Source organism: Rhizobium nepotum 39/7 (genome assembly GCF_000949865.1).
In the GTDB taxonomy this organism is placed as follows: domain Bacteria; phylum Pseudomonadota; class Alphaproteobacteria; order Rhizobiales; family Rhizobiaceae; genus Agrobacterium; species Agrobacterium nepotum.
Map to the genome: position 1 here is coordinate 1 of NZ_JWJH01000033.1, position 23,396 is coordinate 23,396.

Annotated in this window: 25 protein-coding genes and 1 pseudogene; 12 read left to right on the plus strand and 14 right to left on the minus strand. The window is 58.1% G+C overall.

Going from position 1 to position 23,396, the window contains the following annotated elements:
• The 4 genes from virB10 to RS75_RS22915 form a co-directional block, all read left to right on the plus strand.
• Window positions 1–1,044 (plus strand): type IV secretion system protein VirB10 (gene virB10, locus RS75_RS22900; protein WP_045024764.1); only part of this gene is annotated, 1,044 nt, incomplete at its 5' end.
• Window positions 1,041–2,090 (plus strand): P-type DNA transfer ATPase VirB11, encoded by a 1,050-nt coding sequence (gene virB11 / locus RS75_RS22905; protein WP_045024766.1) that lies wholly within the window; start codon window positions 1,041–1,043, stop codon window positions 2,088–2,090. The genes virB10 and virB11, both read left to right, overlap by 4 nt.
• Complete coding sequence (locus RS75_RS22910) at window positions 2,059–4,857, plus strand: type IV secretory system conjugative DNA transfer family protein (RefSeq protein WP_045024768.1); 2,799 nt, start codon at window positions 2,059–2,061, stop codon at window positions 4,855–4,857. The genes virB11 and RS75_RS22910 overlap by 32 nt, the downstream gene beginning before the upstream one ends.
• Window positions 4,858–4,938: 81 nt before the next feature.
• The gene (locus tag RS75_RS22915) at window positions 4,939–5,274 is read left to right on the plus strand and encodes a hypothetical protein (protein ID WP_045024769.1); all 336 of its coding nucleotides are present in this window, start codon (window positions 4,939–4,941) and stop codon (window positions 5,272–5,274) included.
• Window positions 5,275–5,306: 32 nt separating this feature from the next.
• Here the strand turns inward: RS75_RS22915 and RS75_RS22920 are convergent, their stop codons facing one another.
• Window positions 5,307–6,653: a hypothetical protein gene (locus RS75_RS22920; protein WP_045024771.1), complete on the minus strand. Its 1,347-nt coding sequence runs from the start codon at window positions 6,651–6,653 to the stop codon at window positions 5,307–5,309.
• A 309-nt stretch (window positions 6,654–6,962) separates the two neighbouring features.
• Here RS75_RS22920 and RS75_RS22925 point away from each other — a divergent pair, with 309 nt between their 5' ends.
• A complete protein-coding gene (locus RS75_RS22925) occupies window positions 6,963–7,304 on the plus strand; it encodes a helix-turn-helix domain-containing protein (RefSeq protein ID WP_045024773.1) in 342 nt (113 codons plus the stop codon).
• Between the two features lie 33 nt (window positions 7,305–7,337).
• Here RS75_RS22925 and RS75_RS22930 read toward each other — a convergent pair whose 3' ends face one another.
• Genes RS75_RS22930 through RS75_RS22955 form a run of 6 tightly spaced genes read right to left on the minus strand, consistent with a single transcriptional unit; the run spans window position 7,338 to window position 10,546 of the window.
• The gene (locus RS75_RS22930; RefSeq protein ID WP_045024775.1) at window positions 7,338–7,865 is read right to left on the minus strand and encodes a hypothetical protein; all 528 of its coding nucleotides are present in this window, start codon (window positions 7,863–7,865) and stop codon (window positions 7,338–7,340) included.
• Between the two features lie 32 nt (window positions 7,866–7,897).
• Window positions 7,898–8,269 (minus strand): hypothetical protein, encoded by a 372-nt coding sequence (locus tag RS75_RS22935; RefSeq protein WP_045024795.1) that lies wholly within the window; start codon window positions 8,267–8,269, stop codon window positions 7,898–7,900.
• A gap of 8 nt (window positions 8,270–8,277) precedes the next feature.
• Entirely contained in the window at window positions 8,278–8,592 is a 315-nt protein-coding gene (locus RS75_RS22940; RefSeq protein WP_045024777.1) for a hypothetical protein, read from the minus strand.
• Window positions 8,593–9,216, minus strand: a complete 624-nt coding sequence (locus RS75_RS22945) for a thermonuclease family protein (RefSeq protein ID WP_045024778.1) — start codon at window positions 9,214–9,216, stop codon at window positions 8,593–8,595.
• Window positions 9,213–9,848, minus strand: a complete 636-nt coding sequence (locus RS75_RS22950; protein WP_045024797.1) for a thermonuclease family protein — start codon at window positions 9,846–9,848, stop codon at window positions 9,213–9,215. Before RS75_RS22950 ends, RS75_RS22945 begins: the two co-directional genes overlap by 4 nt.
• A 17-nt stretch (window positions 9,849–9,865) precedes the next feature.
• Entirely contained in the window at window positions 9,866–10,546 is a 681-nt protein-coding gene (locus tag RS75_RS22955) for a nuclease (protein ID WP_045024779.1), read from the minus strand.
• Between the two features lie 61 nt (window positions 10,547–10,607).
• On the opposite strand from RS75_RS22955, the gene RS75_RS22960 reads away from it, so the two are divergent.
• From RS75_RS22960 to RS75_RS22980, 5 genes are all read left to right on the plus strand, one after another.
• A complete protein-coding gene (locus RS75_RS22960) occupies window positions 10,608–11,075 on the plus strand; it encodes a hypothetical protein (protein WP_234704320.1) in 468 nt (155 codons plus the stop codon).
• Window positions 11,076–11,215: 140 nt separating this feature from the next.
• Window positions 11,216–11,965, plus strand: a complete 750-nt coding sequence (locus RS75_RS22965) for a ParA family protein (protein ID WP_045024780.1) — start codon at window positions 11,216–11,218, stop codon at window positions 11,963–11,965.
• Window positions 11,966–11,968: 3 nt separating this feature from the next.
• Window positions 11,969–12,370 (plus strand): hypothetical protein, encoded by a 402-nt coding sequence (locus RS75_RS22970; protein WP_045024782.1) that lies wholly within the window; start codon window positions 11,969–11,971, stop codon window positions 12,368–12,370.
• A gap of 5 nt (window positions 12,371–12,375) precedes the next feature.
• Window positions 12,376–12,768, plus strand: a complete 393-nt coding sequence (locus RS75_RS22975) for a hypothetical protein (RefSeq protein ID WP_045024784.1) — start codon at window positions 12,376–12,378, stop codon at window positions 12,766–12,768.
• Window positions 12,734–14,749 (plus strand): relaxase/mobilization nuclease domain-containing protein, encoded by a 2,016-nt coding sequence (locus tag RS75_RS22980; protein WP_234704321.1) that lies wholly within the window; start codon window positions 12,734–12,736, stop codon window positions 14,747–14,749. The genes RS75_RS22975 and RS75_RS22980 overlap by 35 nt, the downstream gene beginning before the upstream one ends.
• Before the next feature lie 16 nt (window positions 14,750–14,765).
• On the opposite strand, the gene RS75_RS22985 is transcribed toward RS75_RS22980, so the two are convergent.
• The 4 genes from RS75_RS22985 to RS75_RS27180 all read right to left on the minus strand — a co-directional run bounded on the left by RS75_RS22985 (window position 14,766) and on the right by RS75_RS27180 (window position 19,010).
• On the minus strand, window positions 14,766–15,308 hold the full coding sequence (locus RS75_RS22985) for a hypothetical protein (RefSeq protein WP_152643185.1): 543 nt from the start codon (window positions 15,306–15,308) through the stop codon (window positions 14,766–14,768).
• 203 nt (window positions 15,309–15,511) lie between these two features.
• On the minus strand, window positions 15,512–16,177 hold the full coding sequence (locus tag RS75_RS22990) for an acyl-homoserine-lactone synthase (RefSeq protein ID WP_045024804.1): 666 nt from the start codon (window positions 16,175–16,177) through the stop codon (window positions 15,512–15,514).
• Between the two features lie 73 nt (window positions 16,178–16,250).
• Window positions 16,251–16,991, minus strand: a complete 741-nt coding sequence (locus RS75_RS22995) for a helix-turn-helix transcriptional regulator (RefSeq protein ID WP_045024788.1) — start codon at window positions 16,989–16,991, stop codon at window positions 16,251–16,253.
• Window positions 16,992–17,375: 384 nt separating this feature from the next.
• Window positions 17,376–19,010 carry a methyl-accepting chemotaxis protein gene (locus RS75_RS27180; protein ID WP_324607193.1) on the minus strand — a complete coding sequence of 545 codons (1,635 nt, stop codon included), beginning with the start codon at window positions 19,008–19,010 and terminating at the stop codon, window positions 17,376–17,378.
• Between the two features lie 37 nt (window positions 19,011–19,047).
• Here RS75_RS27180 and RS75_RS27185 point away from each other — a divergent pair.
• Window positions 19,048–19,218 (plus strand): annotated as a pseudogene (locus RS75_RS27185) (IS5/IS1182 family transposase); the annotation flags it as partial.
• Window positions 19,219–19,291: 73 nt separating this feature from the next.
• On the opposite strand, the gene RS75_RS23005 reads toward RS75_RS27185, so the two are convergent.
• Both RS75_RS23005 and RS75_RS23010 read right to left on the minus strand, forming a co-directional pair.
• Window positions 19,292–20,383 (minus strand): nitrilase-related carbon-nitrogen hydrolase, encoded by a 1,092-nt coding sequence (locus RS75_RS23005; RefSeq protein ID WP_052679739.1) that lies wholly within the window; start codon window positions 20,381–20,383, stop codon window positions 19,292–19,294.
• A gap of 73 nt (window positions 20,384–20,456) precedes the next feature.
• Complete coding sequence (locus RS75_RS23010; protein WP_045024790.1) at window positions 20,457–21,431, minus strand: carbon-nitrogen hydrolase family protein; 975 nt, start codon at window positions 21,429–21,431, stop codon at window positions 20,457–20,459.
• 179 nt (window positions 21,432–21,610) lie between these two features.
• Here RS75_RS23010 and RS75_RS23015 point away from each other — a divergent pair, with 179 nt between their 5' ends.
• Complete coding sequence (locus RS75_RS23015) at window positions 21,611–22,516, plus strand: AraC-like ligand-binding domain-containing protein (RefSeq protein WP_045024792.1); 906 nt, start codon at window positions 21,611–21,613, stop codon at window positions 22,514–22,516.
• 146 nt (window positions 22,517–22,662) lie between these two features.
• On the opposite strand, the gene RS75_RS23020 is transcribed toward RS75_RS23015, so the two are convergent.
• Complete coding sequence (locus RS75_RS23020) at window positions 22,663–23,358, minus strand: alpha/beta hydrolase (RefSeq protein WP_045024793.1); 696 nt, start codon at window positions 23,356–23,358, stop codon at window positions 22,663–22,665.
• Window positions 23,359–23,396 lie beyond the last annotated feature (38 nt).

A 23,396-nucleotide genomic window follows, 5' to 3' on the forward strand; every position in this document is an offset into this window, starting at 1 on the left:
CCGCCACCACCCGCCCCGCGCGTGCCGGCTGCAGCCCCAATCGTGCCCCCTGCCGAGATCGATTGCTCCCGAGGCAAGAATCCCGACAACCCCAAATGCATCGAGCTGGAGCGGGAGGCCAAACTGCTCGAGCGCATCCGCTCGTCCGCGATGGTCTTTGATCAATCTGACCAGACCAGGAGCGCTGCGACGTCGTCCGGTGAACCAGCGGGCCTGTTCGGGGCGAACGGCAACGCTGGTGCATCAAACGCCACGAACGGAGATGCCGGCGGCGCTGTCGATGGCGACCGTGCCTTCGTGAGGTCGATCGGCGGACAGGGTGTGGAGGTATCGGTCGCCACCGAGAACCGCCGTACCGACGCCTGGATTCCGCAGGGCACGATGATCCGAGGAACGCTGGAGACAGCCATCAATTCCGATCTCGCCGGCTTGGTGAAGGGAATTGTGCGTGAGGATGTCTATTCCTTCGATGGCAGACGGATTCTCATTCCGGCCGGCTCCTCGCTGATTGGTGATTACAAGTCCGGCGTCCAGAGGGGGCAGGAACGGATCCTGATTGTCTGGACGCGGATGATCCGCGGCGACGGGGTCTCAGTGCAGCTCGGCTCTTATGGCACAGACCGTCTTGGGCGATCGGGTATGACCGGTGTCGTAGACAGAAAGAATTGGGAGCGGTTCGGGCCGCCGGCGCTGATGACGCTGATCGGCGGCGCGACGCAGTACATCGCGCAACTCGGCCAGCGGGACGATCGCGACATTACCATCGTCAACGACAATGGCAGCGTCACCCGCATTCCGCAGGACAATGGCGAGACATCTCAGGACCGAGCCCGCGCGATTGCCGCGGAGACCATCGCCTCGGGCATCCAGCAAATGGCAGCGACGGCGTTTGAGGATTCCCGCAACATCCGCCCAACCATCCACATTCCCCAAGGCTCGGATATCACCGTCTTCGTGACACGCGACCTCGATTTTGCCGGCCTCTATCCCGACCCGGTACGCGAAGAGTTCGAACGACTGCGCAAGGTGAGATACGGCAAATGAATGCGCGCCCCCAGATTTCCGCCGAACAACACTTTCTGACCGAGGCGCTCGAGCCGATCCGGCTGTTCCTCGATGATCCCGCTGTTGTCGAAATCTCCTGCCAGCGCAGTAACGAAGTCTGGCTGGAAAAGATTGGTCATCTGCAGATGGTGCGCCACGAGATCGCCGGACTGGATCAGGATGTCATCCGCCACATGGCGTCTCGCGCTGCCTCCTTCACAAAGCAGACCATCAATGCCGAAAATCCACTTCTTTCGGCGACACTGACGGGTGGCGAGCGCGTTCAGTTTGTCCTGAGCCCGACCTCGGCAACCGGACACGCCTTCTCGATCCGCAAGCAGTTCATCCGACGGTTCGACCTCAACGACTATGAGAAGGCGGGCGCCTTCCGCTTCACCAAGGTAACCGGCGACGACTACATCGATGATGTCGATGTTGAACTCTCGCTACTATTGCGGACAGGAAAGACGCGGGCGTTCCTGGAACTGGCGGCGGCCAACCATCGCAGCATGCTGATATCGGGTGGCACATCCACCGGGAAAACAACATTCCTTAACACCATGCTGACGGCAATTCCGAACCACGAGCGCTTCATCCTCATGCAGGACACGGCCGAACTGGAGCCGCGTCAAGAAAACGTTGTTTCGTTGCTGGTCTCGAAGGGGGGGCAAGGGGAGGCGCGGGTGACGATGGGCGACCTGCTGGCGACGGCGCTGCGTCTCCGACCCGACCGAATTTTCATGGGTGAGCTGCGCGGCGACGAGGCGTTCGACTTTCTGAACGCCATCAACACAGGTCACCCCGGTTCGATGTCGACGATCCACGCCAACTCGCCGCACCATGCCTTCAATAGACTGTCGACGCTGGTCCTCAACAGCAATGTCCGCATGGAGCGCGACGACATCATCCGCTACATCCGCTCGATCATCCCGATCGTGGTCCAGTTGAAGAAGAGCGATGCCGCCGGCGGTCGCGGCGTCAGCGAGATCTATTTTGCCGACGAGGTTGATGAACATGGCGAGCGTATACACGGACGGAGAAATTGATCGCCCGAAATGGTCGGGTCTTCAAAAGCTGTCTTTTTTCACACTGCCCGTCGCGCTTTTGGGCGTCGTGGTGGTTTGGCTTGCCTTCTTCACCTTGATCTATGACGCCTATGTCGTTTCCTTCGGTTCGCTATCGTATTTCGACTATGTGAGCCAAGTGCGCATCGCCGACGGCGCCCGCTACACCTGGTCGATCATCCATACCCGCAACACGGTCGGATTATCGCTTCTGGCATTCACGCTTGCATCACCGTTCCTGTTCTTCCTGATATGCATATGGATGCTCAAGGGAGGCAGGGCTCTTTCCCGCAAGGTTCTCTACCTCCTGCATGTGCGGTCGATGTTCAGCCTGATCGCGCTCACAGTGATGATCTTCGCCGCCGCCTGGGCTGGTGCTTTTATCTATGGCTTTGCCTTTTATCTCGTTGCCACGAAGGCTGGCGAACATGCCGATATCGCCAGTTACTACGGTAGCCATCTTGCGGCCATGTATCAGGCACCGTTCGGGACGACCGATGCAGCCGGTGGGTACCAGCGGCCATCCCGTCAGACGGTTCAGGCCACGCTGGCGGGGCTTGCCGCGGCCGGCGCGCTTGTGGGGTTTCCGATCGGTGCAGCAATCCAGAAGCGCCAGCGGATGATCATGGGTAAGGCCCGCCTAGCGACTCTCAAGGATGCGGCTGACTTTCGCCTGCGCGACAGGCAGGGGATCGTGCTCGGGCTCAAGCAAGGGCTGCTTTTGCGCAATGACGGCGACCAGCATGTGATGCTGATCGGCTCTCCCGGACAGGGAAAGTCGCGCGGCTTCGTCATCCCCTCCATGATGAGTTTCGAAGGTTCTCAGGTCGTGCTCGACATGAGCGGTGAACTGTTCGAGGAGACTTCCGGCTATCTGAAGGACAAGGGCTTTGAGACTTTCCTGTTGGCACCGGGATCGAAGTTCACCGATGGTTACAACCCTCTCGACCTGATCAGCACGGATCCGCACCAGCGCATCACAGACCTCCAGAAGTTGACGCAGATGCTGCTGCCGGAGCGCTTGCGCTCCGATTCCTCCGACTTCTGGGAGGAGAGTGCCCGAATCCTGCTCACCGCCATGCTTGGCTTCGTGCTCGAATGCCCCGACACCCGCAAGTCGCTGAGCGAACTCTACCGTATTCTGAACTCGATGTCCGACGAACGCACGGCAATCGTCCAGCTGCTGGAGAACTATGAGACGGTCCTCTCCGACCAGACCCGCATGCAGCTTACCAAGTTTGCCGGGCGTCATGAAAAGCTGGGCGAGGGTATCGCGGCCGAAATCGTCGCCAAACTCAATTTCCTGCAGAACCCGCTGGTGGAGGCGCTCACCTCGATTACGACGATCCCGATCGACATGATCAGAAAGCGGAAGATGGTGATCTATATCCAGGCCGACTGGAATGCCATCCAGATCTATGAGCGGCTGATCTCGATGTTCATTCAGCAGATGGCCGACAAGCTGGTCCAGATGGGGTCGTTGCCCAATGGCGAGCACGAAGTCATGATGATGCTTGACGAGTTTGGCAATGGCGGCCGCATCGACACGGTGCTGACGCTCGCCCCCCTGATACGAAAAAACGGCGTGCGTTTTGTCTTTATTCTTCAGGACGGCGCCCAGCTGGAGCGATTGTACCAGCGGTCCGGACAGAAGATCCTGATGGGGGCATCGACGATCAAGGTCTTCATGAACTTCCAGAATCAGGACGACGCGATGGCGGTCTCACTCGCGGCGGGGAAAACGACGGAATGGATCGAGCAGTCGTCCTATTCCCATCGCCACGGCCGCCGTCAACGGTCGATCTCGAAGGTCCCGGTCTCTGTCGATCTCCTGCCGGTCAACACGCTGATGATGATGAAGCCGGAAGAGGCTATCCTGCAGGTCACCGGCATGCCGGTGATGCGGATCATGAAACTGGACGCTGGTGGCGAACGGATGTTCGCGAAAGTGCGCAAGTTCAAGATGGTGCCGAAGCCCTGTCTGAAGCCCGTAGAGTGGACGATCGCAGACAGTGACCGTTTCGGACCTCTCATCCCCGTCGCTCCGGATGCAGCCTCCCCGAGCGATCGGGCAGGTGCCGAACCCGGAGCTGATATCGACCTTGCTGCGATCGAGCGCGTCCGCAAGCCTCATGACCTGCGCTTCATCGTCAAGGAAGGCGTTCGTCACGTTTATATTTCCTCCCTCGATGAACTGCGTCGCCGGCTGGACCTCGATGAGACCCGCGCAGCAGGTGTGGCCGAAGGAGACCATGGCGATGAGCATCAGCAGCCGGCGCGTGGGCCTGCCCATGGTGCGGCCAGCCGGAAAGAGAAGCGCGGTGAGGCAAAAAACCTCCGCGCCAAACCTGCAGATGACATTAATCTCGATATCGATGAAGAAAAGCTCGGCCGAAGTGTCTACTCCGGATCTCCGACGAGCGGGAATAATCGTCAGGATGGCGCACCCGTCTCAGCAGGTGCCGCCCGTGATCGGTCATCCGATTCGCCCGTTCTCCAACGCCAGGAAGTAAGACAAGCATTCGGAGACGACCTTCAGGCCTTGAATGAAGTCATCTTCAGGCAGGCTGCGGAAAATGTAGTTGAGCCGCAAGAGTTGAATGCGGACGTCGAGCTCCTGATAGACACGCTCTCCGGCAAGCTAACCGAGGACAGTTCGAGAGCCTGGCTACGCGAGTTCGCAGACGCTGCCCGCGACCCTTTGCGCGAAGATAATGGGGAGTCCAACAAAGAGCCGGATGGCGCGTAGTGGGCTGACCTCGAGCGAATCGAAGTTTACAGGGCTCGACCAGGACAGGTTGCGGTGCCCGAGCATCATGAGGACAACAGCATGGCAAAAATAGAACACCTTTCGAGCCTGCATATTGCCGGTGAGCGTAACCTCGAACGGATCGTTGCCGCCGCCAAAGCCGAACCTGGTCTCTGGCTGATGGTGAAGGAACGCGAAATGGAGCTGAGAACGATCCGCGCCGAGCTCGAGCGTCTCGGTTCTGACGAGAGCGAGATCGATCATCTGTTTCCGAAGAGGCTAAAGCCAACACTGTCGCACCTAGCGGACGAACTCGTGGCGCGCATGTTCGGACGCTGCCCTCCAGACATGCTGGCGCCGGTTCAGGATGCCCTGCTTGATGCCGCGAAGCGCGAGCTGGATGCGTCACCGCGTTGACAAATTCTTCTGGACCTACGAGGCGCGTCCCTTCAGGAATGTCGAACCTGCTCGATCACCCAGTCTTGCAGGCGCTTGGCTGTGGCCTGCGCACTCGCCTCCGCGAGATCCTCGGGAAAGAGGCTGAAAATCGGCCCGAGACGCTTCATGCGGGGAACGGTTTTGTCCTTGGCTTCGCGATATTCTTCGGTTTCCATGCCGAAGGCCTCGACGATCAATGTTGCCGGCCTATGGTCCTTGTAGGCTGCTTCCAGGACGAAATCCGGCCGGCAGGGCCCAAGCGATGTCTCTGACGCAAAGAGCGGTTTGGTAATCGTGACGCGGAGATCAGGAATACCTTCGAAAAGGGATCCCTGAAGCCAGAACAGGAGATGAGAGACATCTCTTTCGAAACCGGATTCCACCGGAAACAGCGTGTTGCCATTGTAGACTGGCTGGGCATAGGCCTGGACAGCTCGCACTGGCCCCTCGTCATCGTCGCCGAAGTCCACGTTCAGGAGGCTGAGGAACGGACCTCGACGTGCCGGGTCGCCGCGCAGCGGTTGTCGCACTTTTCCGAGCACATCGATTGGTCGCGAGGACGATGCCGGCATGATCGCCTGAGCGGACACAGCTTTCGCAAACAGCAGCATGAAGCCCGTCCGACGAAGCGTACCGGGCCAATCCGGACGTGAGGTTTCGAGCAGGCGTTGCCAGCGGCTGTCGGGCTCCCAGTAATCGGCCGCCCACGTCGAGAGCAGCGCGTTGAGAGACCATGTTCTCAACACCCGAAGGCCCCTGGCGGCGGCGCGCAGTCTCGAGAGCTGATTTCGAAGTGCTAGATCGGGATCATCCTGCAATGGTGGGATTACGTTCATCCCGGCGTCGTCGAGCAGCCGCCACAGGATGCCACCGAGTCTGGACGGTCTATCGTTTCGCTCAGTCGACCGGTTGATGTCACGGTCAGCGACGTCGGCAAGGCGGTCGGGAATCGCGGGCAATGCATCGATGTAGCTTCGATCGGATTTTCGAACCGGTCGCATGTAGTAACTGCGATCAATGAGCGCCGGATTGGCGTCCTTATCGACGTGGAACGGGCAGGTGCTTGTATGATTTGGCCGCTCCATATGTCGGAGAGGGTCCTCGTCCCGGGACGACAATCGTCGCAACGTATAGGTATGCTCCTGCCGTATCGGGGCAAGTAGTGGTTGGATCCGACCTGTGAGACAATCACACTCGATCCAGCCGTTCATTACCTTGGCTTGCCGGATAACAGCGAGGGCGATTGCCTTCTCTGCGTTGGAAGCAGCGTCGCCATACCAGGCGCGCAGCGCTACGGCCTCTTCCCCGGAAAGGTCGGCCAGTACATGAGCGGAACTGTTCCTGACCACTATACGCATATCGCCTTCGAACCGGTACGGTACGTCCGGTAACACGCTCCAGTCTGCAGGCCAGGTCCACTTGCACGGTCGGACCGTGGCGGTGTAGGTGTAGGGAGCGCAACGAGTTCGTGAACTGTCCAATACAAAATTTGGCCAACAATTGGTTTACGCCTGATCGCTTTGGTTTGCGGTCGATATCGGGGGACGGATGAACAGGAGAGTTTCAGGGAGGCCGCGAGCTCGCCGTGACAGGGAGTTGGGCCGTCGTTTTGTCGGCATTCACCTCTGTCATAGCAGGGCTGTATTCGCGGCCAGGGATGGTGTCCGATGCCTCGTGTGAAGCGCGAAATCCTGGTCGAGCCCATCGATATCTCAACACTGGACTCACTGTCGTTCCAGGAGAGGCTAGCCATTGGCCTGGAGCGTCTGAAAGCCGAGCGCAAATTGACGAACAGGGTACTGGCCGAGCAGCTTGGCGTACATGAAGCATACATATCGCAGGTAACCCGCGCCATGCGTGACGTCAAACTCTCGACCCTCGACAAGATGCAGCGAGAATGGAATGTCGTTATCGAGGATTTGCTCAGGATCACCGAAGCCGACCTCCATCGGATAGCGGTCTGGAAAGCCCGCCGCAAAAAGCAGAAATCCGCCGCGACGGACTCGTGATGCCAAGGTCGCCACAGCGGTGACAGGCGAGCGCTATTGGTTCAGGTTGAACCAGAACCTTTCTTTCACCCCTTCGTCGTTTGGAATATCGAAATAGTAGGGATCCGCGCGGCGCGGGCGCGGAGTGGCGATCTGCTGGATGCAGCTTTCGCCATCTCGGCCAAAATGCCGATTGATCGTCAAACCTGTTGACCCGGTATTGCCATCGTGCTGGCCCGATGGCCGGCAGACATTGACCGTTTCGATGCATTGGTCAGGTTCTCCCCGCCAATGGTTGTCGCCGCCTCGCGACGAGTAACCCGCCGTGGTGCCAGGAGGGCAATCTTCATAGGTTTCACGGCCAGGCTTTCCCGCCTTCGCCTCATGGCAGATGGGCCAGGAGAAGCCGGGTCTGGACATGGCGGCGATGAGTTTGCGCATTGGTGGAACGCAATAGGGGACACCATGCCAGTTTGGGTTTTTCGATGCGGCGCACAGCAGAACCTGGCATCCCCATTCAGCGTCTTCTGCCTTTGCTGGCACCGCCGACAGCGCGCCTATCAAACTTGCGGCCAAGAACATGATCGCTTTCACGGTCCGTCTCCTTTGTGTGACTACTGGATTTGCGCCCATGTGCCGTCGATTTTCGCAAACGACAGGGTGCCGGGCTGCGTCGTCCCCGCAAAGGAACCGGTTGTTGTGGTGATGATGCCGGTACAGGTGACACCGGGTAAGGTCTGACGGGGCTTGCACTCCGAGATGTGGATTGTGCGGCCGGATTTGGCGATCGCGGCACTCGCCTCCTGGTTATTGGGAACATCAACCGTCAGCCTCTGCTGCGCCTCCTCTTTCAGGCGTGTGATTTCCTGTCTCAGTTCCACTGTCTGACCAATCCACACAGTTTCATTGATCGCATAGCCACCACCGGTTCCCACGAGGAGGCCGATTGCAGCAGCGACAGCGGCGTCATTGCGAGAGCTACGCACGGGCGACCTCAATATCCTTCGATACCAAGGCGTTTCAGGATTGCGATCGGGTTGGTTTCGCACTCCAATTTCCAATCACGATGCTGGGCGCAGGCATAGGCGTATTGGCTAAGGTCGGCCGAGGACAGGTCTGCAAGACCGTTGCCAACCGCCTTCCACTGCTGCACTTCTGCTGGGTCGCAGCCCCCACCACCCGCACCGCAAAAGTCCGGATCGCGCCGTTCGATTTGTGTTTGCGTGGCGTCGTCCTGCGCTCCGGCGGTGACCGGAGAAACCGCGAGCAAGATTGCGAAAATAGCCGAAGTTTCGAAAGGGCTTTTCATTTAGCCTCCTTGCGCTTGCGTGAGAGACAGAGCGGTATCGGGAGTGACAGGAAGGGGCAGGGGAAGGCTCTCTTCGGCCGCTGGCGTGCGGCCGCCGGGCCTCTCATCAGGCACTGGCAATACGTTGTAGAGCCAGGGCGGCGATAAGTCTGGCGAGGACCAGATGCCAAAGCCGAGCCCTCTCGCTTTTCTCTCCAGATCGAAATAGGCGAGGACCTGGGGCTCGTCGGGATAGTTGAAGGCGTAGCCGATCCCCTCTGCAATCGCCGTCGCCGCCAGGTTGGTCTCGCCCACAAAACAATGGGCGATCAGGTTCTTGTTGCTGTCGCGACCGATCGGCGCGCAATTAACGTTCTGGCCGAGCGTCCGAAGGATCATCCAGGCGCGCGAGACCTGCCCGACCGGCCATGTCACACCTTCAGTCGTTGCGCTCTGCACCAGCCGGGGGGCTTCATATCCAGCAAGACGGACGAGCTGACGAGTCTTGACGAATTCGAATGTGGTGCCATCGACGACCTGAACCCTGCCGTATATCTGACGCGGAACGTCGCTGGGGAAAGCCTGCCCCAGCGATCCTGTGGGGGCGAGGGCGAGCAACATCATCGAGATGGCAGCGACCTTCATCGCGAAACCCCGGCTTGTTGCATCAGCACTGTGACCGGGTGCGGCATGTCGGGATAGGCCCAAAGCCCTGCACGGGCAGTGCGCGCGCTTTCCTCAGCGACCCTGTAGCCAGGAACAATGAGTTGGCCGGTGCTATCGACTGCGGCAAATCCCCATCCTTGCGCGATAAGATAGGTCGCAAAATCATAACGGTGTTCGCCTGCCGTCGTCTGACATGCGACGACCACATTGTTCTCGTCGATCATCTGAATGTTGGTGCAGACGGGCTTTGCGTCTTTGACCAGGGCCTGCATCATGATCACGTTCAGTTCTCCACAGTCGCGCGAAGTCCCTTGAGATACGGTAACGGCGGTCCCGCGCAGACATGCCTGTAGACCAAAGAGCCGATACCGCCGGCCGCCTGAGACCCAGCTATCGCCGGTCTCGAACTGCGCGTGTGTCGGAAAGGGTACGAATGCGGAAGATTGAGCAAGCTCCGCGTCTTTCGTGACAGGAGAGCCAGCCTGCGATGCCTGAACGGGAAAGGCTGGTGCCCGAGGAAGTTGCATCTGCGGGAATTCGTTACCAGCAAGCATCGGCAGTATGACAATTCCTGCGTAGAAGCCGGTAGCTGTGATCGTGGATATAAGCATCAAAGTTCCGGTCTGCATCAGTGCATTGTCGGATTGGCGCGGTAGCGCTCACCGTAGGGGTGGAAGAAATGGGCGCTGGCCCAGATACCGGCTTTATTCGCCCGTGCGACGTTTTCCATTTGCGCATATTCCGGAAAGGCCGGGTGGCCAGCACTGTCACGGAAGGCGAAGGCCACTCCCTTGCTGATCAGCACTTCAGAAAGCGATCGCGCGGTATCTCTATCCATGAAAAAGCATTCCGCATATCGTACCGTCGGATGGCCGAGGCTCCGCCCAAGCTCATGGCAAGGGAGCGCGTTTCCAGCAACTTCCTGTATCTCTGCGATGGTCGCAGTCATCGCGGCAAGCGAGATCATGGCACAGGTCGAGATAATTCCCGCATAATCGAGCGACTCGGTTGAAAGGCAGCCCTGAACTCCTGCGAGTTTGATAATAGTTCCATCCGCTGCGAGAAACGCGTTGCCGCTCAGCGCAGCTTTCGGGGTGACACTCTGGAGATCGAGTCGTGTCGCAATCGAGGACGTATCGAGTGGTACCGGCAATGCGGGGACCAGGTCACGCCCCTGTACGTAGGCCTGCTGGTAGTAGCTGACGAACTCTTCAGCCGTGTCGGCCCTGACCGACGCGGGCAGCGAGACCAGAGCACCCAAAAGGCTGCAAATGAGGTGGCGAGAAGATCGCCATGCGCCATTCTTCATGTTCGCATCCGTCACCTGTTGACTTTTTTGAACATGCACGAAATTGTACTGTAGTGCAAGTATGGAAAAGCTGCAAAAATTGAGGTATGGTTGTTCAGGTACTCATTTTGCATGTTGGGACAAGAAGATGGCGATGTATCAAAGGGCGCTCGTGGCTTTCACACTTCCATTCCGTGCCGTGTGGTTGATGCTCCAGATCGCTTGCTTCTTGCTGGTGTCAGCCGCATGCATTTTGGTCGCAGCCTTCGTCGGTTACTGGATTGTGTTGACGTTTTCCTACGCTTTTCTGGCGGCAGAGACGACGGAGAACATTTGGCAAGGGGCAGCTGATCTCTATGCCCGATCCGCATGGTTCAAGGCCGCGACAATTACCTCCTTCCTGCTGCTCGTCCTGCCAATCCTTCGCTTCTGGCCGGGGCGGGATCCAATTTCCGAGGCTACACGTGAGCGCGAATTGCTGCGGCTCAATGAGGGGTTAATCGCAGCCCGACAGCAGGAGGAAGCACGGGCAAAGCTTCGCGGCCTGTAAAAGAATGCGCTTCCCTCGTGTCATATGGGACGCGAAGACAACTTGCTGAACCCGATGGGTTTCGGTCTTCCGCTCGCGAACGCGTGGGCGGGTTCGATTGATCGCGACTCCGGCTTCGGTCCAAAAGAGTGAGAAATTTTATGACAGTCAAACCTCTCTCTCTCGCTATATCGACCTTTAAGGGAGGCGCTGGAAAGTCGACCCTGAACGTCAATCTTGCTGCGGAGTTTGCACAGCAAGGCCACAGGACGCTGCTGGTCGATTGCGACGAACAGGAATCGTCGACGCGCTGGTACAATGTTTCCATGAAGCGCGGGCTATTGCCGACTAACGGAACATTGTTGCATCTGCGCGTAGCGCCCGGTGACAGGTTTCGTGAGCGGCTCGACAAGGCTCCCGAAGTGGACATACGGATTTACGATGTCGGCGGTTATGTGCATCAGCGCGCGATCGAGGTCTACCACGAGTGCGATGCAATCCTGATCCCCGTCATTCCCGAGCCGACAGCTGCAACATCAGCCATCAAAGTGGCTACCATTTTGACGGAGATAGGCCGGAAGCGGGATAGTGGACCGATCCCATACGCGGCAATCTGGAACTACGTAGATATGATTGCCCTCAAGCACAATCGATCCCTTCCCGAGGTTCACGCGATCCTGGCGAGCGGTCGGATTCCGATGGTCGAGACAGTCGTCCGCAAGAGCAATCATTTCAGCGATGTCGGGGCCGGTTATGGTTCCCTCTACTCCAAGCTTGCAGGCATTGCAGACAATCCGTCGTTGACGCCGTCGGCCAAGCGGCGGGCGTCAGAAAGCGTGCTCGACGCAATCGATCTGGTGAAGAGGATCAACAACGAGTTCATCAGGCTACTGCAGGCGGAGGCCGCCTAAACGATGTCGAGGGAAAGAACGCCTGCCGGAAACATTCTCGCCCTTGCCCGATCCCGTGAAGAGCAGGCCAGGGATGTGGAGGAGGCCGCGACCTCGTATATGCCAACGACCATCGATCTCGACACACTCATGCCCGATGGCGGTCTGCAAGGACAGAAAACGGCACCCTCTGAGACAGATGTTGCCAAGACCCCCGCGCCAGCCAAGCACGAACGTGAGCAGCGATCGGAGGCGCCGTCGCTCAGCAAAGTGGCTGACGGCTCCGGGAGACGAAAACGGATATCGCTTTATCTCGATGACGACGTGTTGACGAAGATTTTCCGGGTTTCGTTGGAGCGACATGAGCAACTGTCCTCGGCGACGCACAGGCTCATCCTGGAGGCGCTGAAGGCGAGGGGGCTTTAGATCACATGCGACAGCCACCCATCATGTTCCGTCTGCCTGATCACATCCTGAGCAATGTCGACGCACTTGCCGGACGGCTCGATATCTCCGTCAACATCATCGCCAAGCTGATCGTCACCAGGGAGATCATGCATGTTCCAGCGATGCTCGAAGAGCACGATCGGCAAATGGCAAATATGCATCAGTTTCTCCGCGAACTTGCCTTTCGCAACGAGGCCGTTCTCGCACAAGAGGGCGGGCACGCCGAGGGTACGAAGTTGATCGCACAGAAACTGGACGAGGTCATGGGGGCCATCGACGCCATCCGCGACGCCGCCTTTGTCCGGCCGTCATCGTACATTGTCGAGCTCATCAGGAAACACGATGAACGAGGTCTCCAGAAATCGCTCAAAGTCTAGACCGGAAGGTCGGCGACTACCGAGCTACCTTGATTTGATCGAAGACGATCTGCGCCGACGGGGTGGTGGTGGCAGCGGAAAACGACCGTCAGTCGGCCTAGGCAAGCAACCCTCGGTCAAGAATGCTGGCGCTGCCTCGGCGATCAGTCGGGCCGCTGGCAACAATGCGGTGGTGGTAAAGGTCTTGTCCTATGGCGCCGGCGCTGGTTCCGCCCGAAACGTGCTTGCTTATCAAAGCAAGGAAGAAAAGGCGCGCGATCAAGACGACCGCGAAGTCTCGGATCTGAACGAAGAGGTGCGTTCATGGGAGAGGGATTTCGGTAACCGGAAGGGCAGCAGCGACGTGCTGCGTCTGACCTACGAGCTTGAAAAAACAGATCGGGAAGGCGTAGCCCGCGCTCTTGGCTCCCTCGCCGCCGCCGGTTTCCATCAAGCCGGCGATACTGATCGCACCTACGCTTTCAGTGTGAGCGACGGGGTGAACGCGCAGACAAGATTGCATTTCGCCCTGGTGATCGCCCACGAAAAGAAGGACAGGTCTGATCGAAGCGGTAGCAATCGCATCCCGGGCGAGCTCGATGCGGCCCATGCAATCGACGCACGCCTGGATCAAGCTTTACGGAACGAGGGGATCACACCGATCTCCCGGTACCCGGCCGAGTTTTCGTCGGGCCCGAAAGGGCTGACTGCGACGCTGCACGCCATGCAACGCAGGGGTGCCGAGGTAACACTTTCGACGACCACCCATGTCGAGGAGCGTCCTGGTAAGAGCGGGCGATATCTGCACGGCACTGAGCGGCGCGAAACAACCACAGCGGATCACGAACAGCTGACGGCGGAAGGGAAAATCGTCAGTGCGCTTATGCAGACCCGCCAGCCTCGGGATTTCATGCACCTGTTGCTCTCAGGACCGGCAAATGTCGATCGCGATCAACTCATTCATGCCGGGCGTGATTTCCTAAGGGAGCAATTTGCTGGACACCGCTATTCCTATGCCGTCCATAATCGCAACGATCTCGACAAGCATCCACACCTGCATGTGATCGTCGCGCTGCGAAATTCCAATGGCAAGATGCTCAATCCGAACATTCGCGACTTTACCGAATGGCGACTCCGCTTCGCCGATAAAGCACGTGAACGGGGCATCCCGATTGATCGTCAGAAACGCCTTGAGCGGGCTGGCCCACCGCCCGTCAAACGCTGGGAATGGGAGATGTTTCGGCGGATGGGAGCCACGGCCCCGAGTAACGTCGTCGACAAAGTCCTGGCCAAGGTTCGAGACACGCCGACAGCGCCAAGGTTGGAAGATGCCCGCCGACGCCTTGAGCAGAGCCGGCGCTCGGTCGGACTCGTTCTCAAGATGTTGGACGGGATAGCGAAGGAGCGGTCTGCTCCGAGCACTGCGCGCGACCTTAGTCAGGACCTGTCGATTGGACTCCAACGTGAATACCGGCGGCTTGAGACAGCCGTCCAGGCCGGCCGTGACCCTACCAGAGAGAAAGGAGATGAGCACATGTTGCGATCAACACCGATCAACGCTGCCCAGGCGAAGGCCGCGAAAGAAACGCTCGCAAACTCTGCGATCAATCTTGCTGCGAAGATTGCCAACCCATCCGATCGGCTGATCTTCGAACAGGCGACCAAGATCATTGGGAAGGTCGTTGGGCTCCAGCTCGACTCACGTGTGGCCAAAAACCGCGATCGTGGTGATGGGGGTCAAGACAAAACCAGCCTGAACGGTTTGGCAACGAAGTCGGCGGCTGGTCGTGATCACGTTGCGGAGCAGGGCATTGTCAACAAAAGCTCGAACAACCGCTCAATCGATCAGTCGCGTATTGCCAGGTCCAATGCCGAGCACGACAGGCCGGAAGCTGATGGCGCGGATAGCGAGCGCCAGAAGGCCCAACAACGTAGTCGCGAGACGCAAAAGTCGATAAAGCTTCGCCCGCCTCAGGAAAAGAATCGCGACCGCAGCCGCTGAGGCGACGATCCGTCTTCTATTCTGCGTTTCGGCTGGCCGGCGACGGCTGAGCCCCTATAATCCGTTGAATCTCAGCGTGAAGCCGGTGAATGTCCACAGTTTCAGACGGAGAAAGATATTGCTGTTCCATTTCTATCAAGGGCGGAATGGTTCGATCCGCTGGCAGACCAGAATATTGGAGAGCCAAAATATCTGCATCGTTTGCCGCCAGCAGACCAGCCGCAGTGCTATAGACAAATATGGCTTCCTGCTTGTCGACACCATACCATTCGACGGCTTCTAAGATCATCCCTGCGCCATTCCTCCTTCGTCGCTCCTCTCCTGCCTGGGCTACGGTTCCCCTTCCTTGCGCAAAAATGCCCCATGCCATCCAGAAATCCGGCATAGCCTTCCGGATCCGAAGGAGCTCGTCGAGTCGCCCTGTCAGGGCCGCGAATTCTGATCTGCCGCGAGAGCCGACGTCCATTCCTCTTGCGTCCGAGATAAACCCAAAGCGAACGTCGCTCTCCCGCAACTGCTGCAGCATTTGGACGAATTCGTTGCTGATGTCTCCCAGCATGAAATCCCTTGGCGGACTATTCCGTCTCAACAGGGTACCATCTCTCTCGAAAATGACGAGGCCCGTAGAGCCGATCTTCCGGAATGTGTTGCCATTGTAATTCATTGGCTGACGATCAAAGCTGGAAGCCAGCCTTGCCTTGTTGAAACCTCGATACCTTGTGCGGCTCCCTCCAGCCCTGGTTGGTTGCCGCAGTCTCCTGTTCAAGCGGTTACGAGTACCGGCAATTCGCCCTGCTGTCTGGAAAATGAACGGCCTGCATACAAAGGTCCGGCCACTTTCAAGTTCAGCCGCATTTGCGCGCGGACGCGCTGCGAGACCTCGAAGACTCCGCAGCAAACTGGAAACCTTCCGTAGCCATCGGCTCGACCGAGCTCATCGAACTCTGCCCCGGCGCGTTTGTATAATCTCCGCATGTGCGGTTCATAGTTCGAGATCAGAGTATCGATGCCGTTGTCGAGGGCCACTTCGCACAGTGCAAGGAGAAGCAGGCAAAAGGCGCGATCTGGGCGCATGTCGGGGAAGTCGCGCGCTACGGTCTCCTCGTCGATACACATGCGCGTTCCCTCCCATATGCCGGGCGCGACAAGATCACAGGCATTGGGGAATGTTTCGCGGAAGACGTCGTAGAGAAGTGTGGGGCCTGTCGTCGGCATAAGCCGAACCGACCCGTAGAGTTTGCTCCGGTCGTCATCGCACCAGATGAGATAGGCAGGGTGAAGATCGTCAAAGCGATCCCGTTCATGAGGGCCGGCCACAGACACATCCCAGCCGAGACGGTCAGCAAAAACCTTCTTCCTCAGCCGGAACGATTGATCGAGCAGGTCGATATGCTTGTGATATTCGTGAGCCTGAACAAGAAGATACATGTTTGCCTCCATCGTTTGACGGAAGCACCATGAAGATCACAAGATATACGATAAATTCCTCAGGATGGTACCCCTAGTTGGGGGTATTGCCAAACGGATTGATCAGCCGCAGCTGCATTGCCCGCGCGATCGTAAAAGTGATTGAACCGCCCCCGAGCTTGTGTCGAGCCGACTTGATGTAGGCTCTTGTCGTATGCTCGGAAAGCTTCAGGATGACTGCAATGTCGATGCTGTCTTTGCCCAGGGCCGTCCAATGCAGGCACTCGATTTCACGACTGGATAGCTGCGGTATTGGGTCGTGCTCGCCGTGAAGTTCGAAGATGGCCTTGTGATGAATAAGAAAGGCCAGTTCCTTCCATTCGCTGCGGAATTGTTCGACGGTCGCGTCCCATTCGTCAGCCGTCTTGTGCGAATTCAGGGAGAAGAGTGCACGGCGCTTTTTGTCGACGATCGGAATAGAGTAACCGTTCGGCCCAACACCGTGATCCCGCGAGTCCTGCAGAAAGTCATTGGCCGCTTGCGGGACCTCGACCTCGCGCCAGTCGAAGGGCAGTTGCCGGAGGAGACCTTCGCGCAGAATGGGATCGACTTTCGCGTATCCTCGTAGGAGGTAACGAGCAACCCATGCGTCGCGGTAGGTCGTGCGCACATACGGAGTATCGACTACGTCCGCTACCGTCAGGGCAAGATGGTAAGTTGAGAAGTCGATATCATAAGCCATTTCCAGGACGCGCAGCGCATCGTAAACACTCGGGGCATTCTGAACCGCATGAATAATATCTTGAAATTCATCCCGTACTCGTAAAATCTCCATTCCATACTCCACCAAAACGTGTGTTGCGACCAAACTGACAGTGCGGCCAGGGGGCATCGCGAGCTGATATCAACGCGTTATGGTATAACATATCGCATAATCCTTTTTATGGAACTCTTCGGCGCGCCCGGGGGTGAGCACCGCCAAACGAACAGCGTCTTTCATTCGGGAAAGCAGCATCACCATTTTCGGGCTCCCAATAGAGATCCTGCCCTATCACATCGGAGGGGCCATCCCGTAATGTTGCACATTCAGCAACGCCAACACGATTGCGCCCGCTCCAAGCACAGTCATAATTATCATTGGGTCTCGCAATCGCTTCATAGGTAGTACCTCGTTAGCTTGAGGGCGACTCCGCCCGCCCGCTTATCTGCCTCTGACATATCAGCCATGTCGCGCGAGCGACGCAGCATTCTGGCCGGATGTGCCGTTCCGGGGGTTGACCTCGGTTCTGTTTGCGAGTTGGAACCGGCTTAACGTGTTATTCAATTCGCCTGTGATCGACACGAGGTTCGAAGAGACAGCCGCCGCTTCCTCGGCGATCGCCGCGTTCTGTTGTGTCGACCTTTCCACTTCGTTCATCGCGGTGCTCACCTCGCCCAATCCGGCGAGTTGGTCGCTTGACGATTGCGCTACGGCATCCATATGAAGATCTATGGTCGCAACCGAAGCGGAGATTGATGACAAGGCTGTTCTGACGCCATCAGCGAGTGTGACGCCAGTGGCAATTTCGGATGTCGATTTGTCGATCAGGATCTTTATTTCGTCAGCTGCACGAGCCGAACGCTGTGCAAGCTCACGTACCTCATGGGCAACCACGTCAAAACCCTTGCCGGAGTCACCCGCTCGTGTCGCCTCGACGCCTGCGTTCAGCGCCAGGAGATTTGTCTGAAAGGCGATCTCATTGATCACGCCCAATATTGTGGAAATCTCGCGAGAACAATTTTCGATGCGCCGCATCGCGGCCTCCATGTCCTCGGCGACAAGAGCCGTGGCGGCGGCATTACCCTTCGCCTGATGCGTCAATGATCTTGCGTCCTCGACCCTCCTGACAGAGCCGTTGACCGTCGAGACGATTTGGGTGAGAGCGGCGGCCGACTCCTCAAGGCTGGCTGCCTGCTTCTCGGTACGTCTGGAAAGGTCAAGGGAGGCCGACGACATCTCTCGTCCACATCCGTCGACAGCGGCTGCGCTGCCTGCGATGGTGCGCAGCGCTTCCTCGAGATGCCGAATGGAGGTGTTGAAATCCCTTCTGAGTGCCTCGAATTCAGGCGAGAACGGATCGTCGAGCGAAAATGCAAGATCGTCAAGCGCCAAACGGTTCAGCGCCGCAGCAAGCCCGAAGGTCGCCTCGGCAAGCCGCTCTGATGCGGCTGCCTCGGCGGCCCCCTGCGCGGCAATCCGGTCCGCCTCGGACCGCGCACGATGTTCCACCGCTTCCCGCTCCAGCACCCTTGAATGGATCGCTGCCTTGCGGAATATCTCGACCGACTGCGCCATGAGCCCTATTTCGTCACGCCGCGCGGTGAAGGGAACTTCGGCTTCAGTGTCACCCTCCGCCAGACGCCGCATCGCGGCGGTGATGGTCAGCAGTGGATTGGAAATGTCGAAGATCGCCGCCGCGGTCGCGAGTAGCGCAATCACCACCGTCACGGCAATCGTCGTGTAGAGCGCCATACTTGAATCGTCCGCTGCTCCGGCGGTCTCCACGGCAGACCGTTTCGCCCCAGCGGCATCAAGCGCAACGATGCGTGTTACGACCCCGCGAATCTCCTCGCTAAGCGGTTCCATCTTCTCCGCGAAGAGTTTGGCGGGGCCCGATTGCATACCCTGATTGACCATGGCTATGAAGTCAGTACCAAGCTTGGCATAGCTGTCGTAGTCGTGGGCGATCGCTGTAAGGCCCGCACGCTTCTCGTCTGAATCGATTGCGGCCTCGCAGGCGCCGAGCGCCGCTCGGAAAGCCTCGTCCGCCTTTGCCACGCTATCAAATGCAGCAGCACGAGTTTCCGCATCCATCGCGACGAGTTGCCTAACGTAGGCAAAGCGCAGCTTTGAAGCCTGGGCGTCGATGAAGAGCGTCAAGCCCAAGGATAGGCCGACGGACGGTTCGGGCACCTCGCCAACCGGGAACGGCGGACGGAATGCGGACGCGGACTTCCATGGCGAGAAGCGCACCAATGAGACACATGCCTCGACGACCGACTCCGGATGCTTGGTGTTTAGGTGCTTGCGGCATGCACAACTGGCGGTCCGCCTAGGCTGAACGGCGCTTTGGCAGCAAGCATTCGCCATCGTCTTCAGAAAGAGCTTATCGCGACGAGATTTTTGTTGCCATGCTCCTTGTCTGGAACGCGCGGCCCAGGATAGTTTTCAACGATGAATTGCAAAACTCCAAAGGAAAACTCACCGTCGGAATCCTCGGTCTTCGGCGAGAATGTTCGAGGATCGACTGTAGCCATCACCAGACCCTCACTTTCATGCGGAATTGCGTTTCCGATTTCAGCACCATTGCCCCCATATATTCTGGCATGGCCGCCTCCCTTGGGCACCCATTTGCTCGCGGGGATTTCCTGAAATCTCGAATAGGCTTCATCGCCAACGACACCGCAGGGAACGATTGTAACGGCGCCTGTGATCGTTGCGTAGTAGCGCGCCGCCGCAAGATTGACTGCAGGGCCAGCCCAACTGACCCCGTCAACCTCCGGCAGTATGGGCCAGGCGCCGAGGTGGATGTGCTCCATCTGTGACTGCAGGATATAAGTCATTTGCGGATGCATATGCTCCCAGCAACTAAGCGAGCCAACGCGACCGATCTCTGTCTCGTAGACCTTCAGGCCTGAGGGATCGCCGTCGCTCCATACGGTTCTTTCGCCACCAGATGGGCGAAGCTTGCGACGGATTTGTATGGGTCTGCCATCTGCCCCGATCAATGCCTGTCCCATAAAGAGGTGATCGCCTTCCAGTTCGCTGTACCCGAGCGACACGAAAATTTTCTCGCGTGCGGCTGCCTCCAGAAGTAATCGCCATTCCGCACTGCCTATCTGCAGGGAGTTGGCGACGTATTTTTTCAGATAAGCCCTCTTCCATTGCTCGGATTCATGACCGAACGGATATCCGGGCAGCCATAATTCCGGGAAGGCAACAAGTTTGGCGCCGGCACTTGCAGCCTCTCGGATCAAGCGGATCGTCTTGTCGACGCCGCCTTTGAGATCAAGGTAGACGGCTTCTGCCTGCACGGCGGCGACCTTGAACTCTTCTGTCGGGCGATTTCCCGGTACGGCATGGGCGGATGCGGACTGCGCCGCATCCTCAGCATACACATCCTGTGTCAGATGGGAGAGGTACAGGGCGGCAGATGCCCCCAGCATTTGTCGTCGTGAAATATCCATTTTGTATTCTCACGTTCTTGGGAGGCGAACCTGGATTGACGGCTTTTGCGTCAGCCAATCCCGAGCCGTTGCGTCATTCGATTTCTGCGTAGTCTGTGTCGAAGCTATGGACTCGCTGATGTTCGCTGCGGTTGAACAGGAGACGGACAACATCCGGGCGAGAGTAGTGGCCAACCGGATCATAGGCAGCCTTGGCTACCCCAATGAAGCCGAGGTCCACCTCAGCATACATCATGCCCTCCTCGTTTTCGGGAATTGCCTTGGCTAGGGGCGCGCCGTCGGGACCGAAGATCATCGTGAAGCCTCCACCCTCGAGAAGCAGACTCTGCTTCGAAGGAGTGTCCACCAGCATCTCTATCATCGACCTGGAGACAAGCGCACAAGGCGCAAGCACGTAGCACTGCCCTTCAAGCGCATAAACCTGACTGGCGGCGAGATTTGCTTCGGCGCTCAATTGAAAGGCTGCGCCGCGATAAACAGAGAAACTTGGCCAGCTTGCGATATGGATCTGCTCATTTTGTGAGAACATTGCATATTTTGAGAGCGGCTGGATGTGCTCCGCGCAGCAAAGCGCGCCCATACGCCCGAGTCCCGTTGTGTGGACGGCGAGATGCGATCCATCGCCCTCGCCAAAGACTGTCCGCTCGGCATGAGTGGGTTTGAGCTTGCGACGGTTGGCGATAATTTCACCTTTGTCGCTGAAGATCGCCTGAGCGATGTACAGGCTTCCTCCTGCCCGTTCCGTGAAACCCATGACGACGTGGATAGCGTTGACCGCGGCGGCCTCGCGCAGTCGCTCGTAATGCGCATCGCCGACTTCCATGGCATTGGCGAAATATCGACCAACAAACTGCATTCCCCAAGCCGGCGAATCCAGCCAGATCCACCAGGGGTAGCCGGGAAGCCAGACTTCCGGGAAGGCAATAAGCGAGGCCCCGTTCCGGGCTGCCTCCTCAATGAGGGAGATTGCCTTGTCGACACCCTTCGCGATATCCAGAAATTCTGGAGCCGCTTGCACAGCAGCAACTTTGTAAGCCGTTTTGACCATGTGGGCCTCTCTTTTGCTCGCCTTGACCGCATAGGCATCGCATAACGGACTGCCGAGCGCTTGGTCATGAGGGCCGCAATCCTTGTCTCACATGGCCACCTCAATTGCCGCGGCACGTTTCTTGCTTCGAATTAAGACGTTCGTGACAGCAGCCACATGAGCGCCGTGAGTTTACAGGGATGATTCAGGACGCGAATACGCTATCGGTGTGGAGAGAACAGCTCTGGTCGACCTACGTTCGACTTGAGAGCAGGAGCGATGCGCACGATTTTTATGGGAGAGTGGTCGAGTTCATTCCCGAAACCCATAGTCTGAGCCTCGTCGACTCCACAAGCCAGTTGACGGAGCGCACGAGGCATCACGTCCGCACCGACCATCAGGAGGTCGTGCTTGTGGCATTCCAGTTGGCAGGCCAGGGGGTCGTCGCGCAAGATGACCGTGAGTCCAGAACGGTACCAGGCCAGTTCGTATTCTACGAGAGCGGGCGGCCATACTCCCTCTCCTTCGATGGGCCATTCAAGCAGTTGGTGCTGCGCGTCCATCGCGATAAATTGCTATCCAGACTTCCAGGTCTTGGCAATCTCACGGCGCGCGCGTTTGAAGCCAGGCACGGTTGCGGCGCCGTAGCACTCGATTTCCTGCGCAGCCTCGCTGCGCGCGGTCCCAGCATTCGTGATGCTCAGCTTGCGTTGGTGGAGCGTGTAGCGAGTGATCTCGTTGCCGGAAGCGTAGTATCGTTGATCACCGACGTTTCCCCTCGTCGGGCCGTGTTCGAGCGACTTCGGGGCCGCATCATCGAAGAAGTCAGGGATCCGTCCTTCGACCCATTGGAGCTTGCAACGATTGCCGGGATGTCCTCGCGTTCGTTGCGCCGTCTCTGCGCTGAAAATGGGACGTCCCCGGGGCAATTGATACTGCAAACGCGACTGCAAGGTGTGAAGGATGATCTCTCGACTGGCACGAATGCGAAAAGAGCCGTCAGTGACATCGCCTTAAGCTGGGGGTTCAACGACCTGAGCCACTTCAACCATTCCTTCAAAGCAGCGTACGGAATTCCACCCTCAAGGATGCGAACCTCAAACTAGACATAGTCTCACCCGTCGTTTCGCAGGAGATGGAAATCCAAGCCTCCCAAGGAATATCGGGCGCGGGGTCAGCCCTTGCATCCCCAACACGACGGCAGGGGACGCGATTTCAGGCTGATACGATTTTCGCAAGCACATTGCTGCTCTTACTGAGCCACTTCGGCGGCTGCATCATCGATAAAGGCCGTGACCTCCACAGACTTCGATATAAGCGACGCATGGCTTGCCTTTAAGGTAATAACCTTCCGGGCATTCAGACGGGCCGACATCATCACCTGATTTTCGGGAGCAATCATTCGGTCTTCACTGGATATTTGATACCAGGAGGGCTTCTTCTTCCAGGCCGGAGTAGTGATGGCATCTCCAAAGGTGCCGGCAAGCGGTGCCTTTTGGGTGACCGCCATGACGAGACCCTCTTCGGGCGTCATGTCCTGGCAGAAGCTTTCATGGAGCTTGTCGGCCTTAAGCCACAGGTAGCCATCGCTGTCCGGCTCGATATTGGCCACTGCCGCAGGAGGATGCTGCTGGGTGATGCCGCCCGGACTTTCTCCCGCATCGGGAGCGAACGCGGCGATATAGACGAGCCCCACCACATTCGGCTGATCTCCGACCTCCGTTATGACCGCGCCGCCATATGAATGCCCTACGAGCAAGACAGGCCCTTTCTGCTGGGCCACCATTTTACGTGTGCGTTCGACATCCTCGGCCAGGGACGTCAACGGCAGTTCGACGGCGTGAATAGACTGATAGCCCCGGCGCGCCAGTTCGAGAATGACCTTGCCCCAATGCGCGGCCCCACCCCAAAATCCGTGTACCAGAATGATAGTTGGTTTATTACCCATAGTTTTCTCCAATGAAAGAACTCAAGGGCAAAAACGCT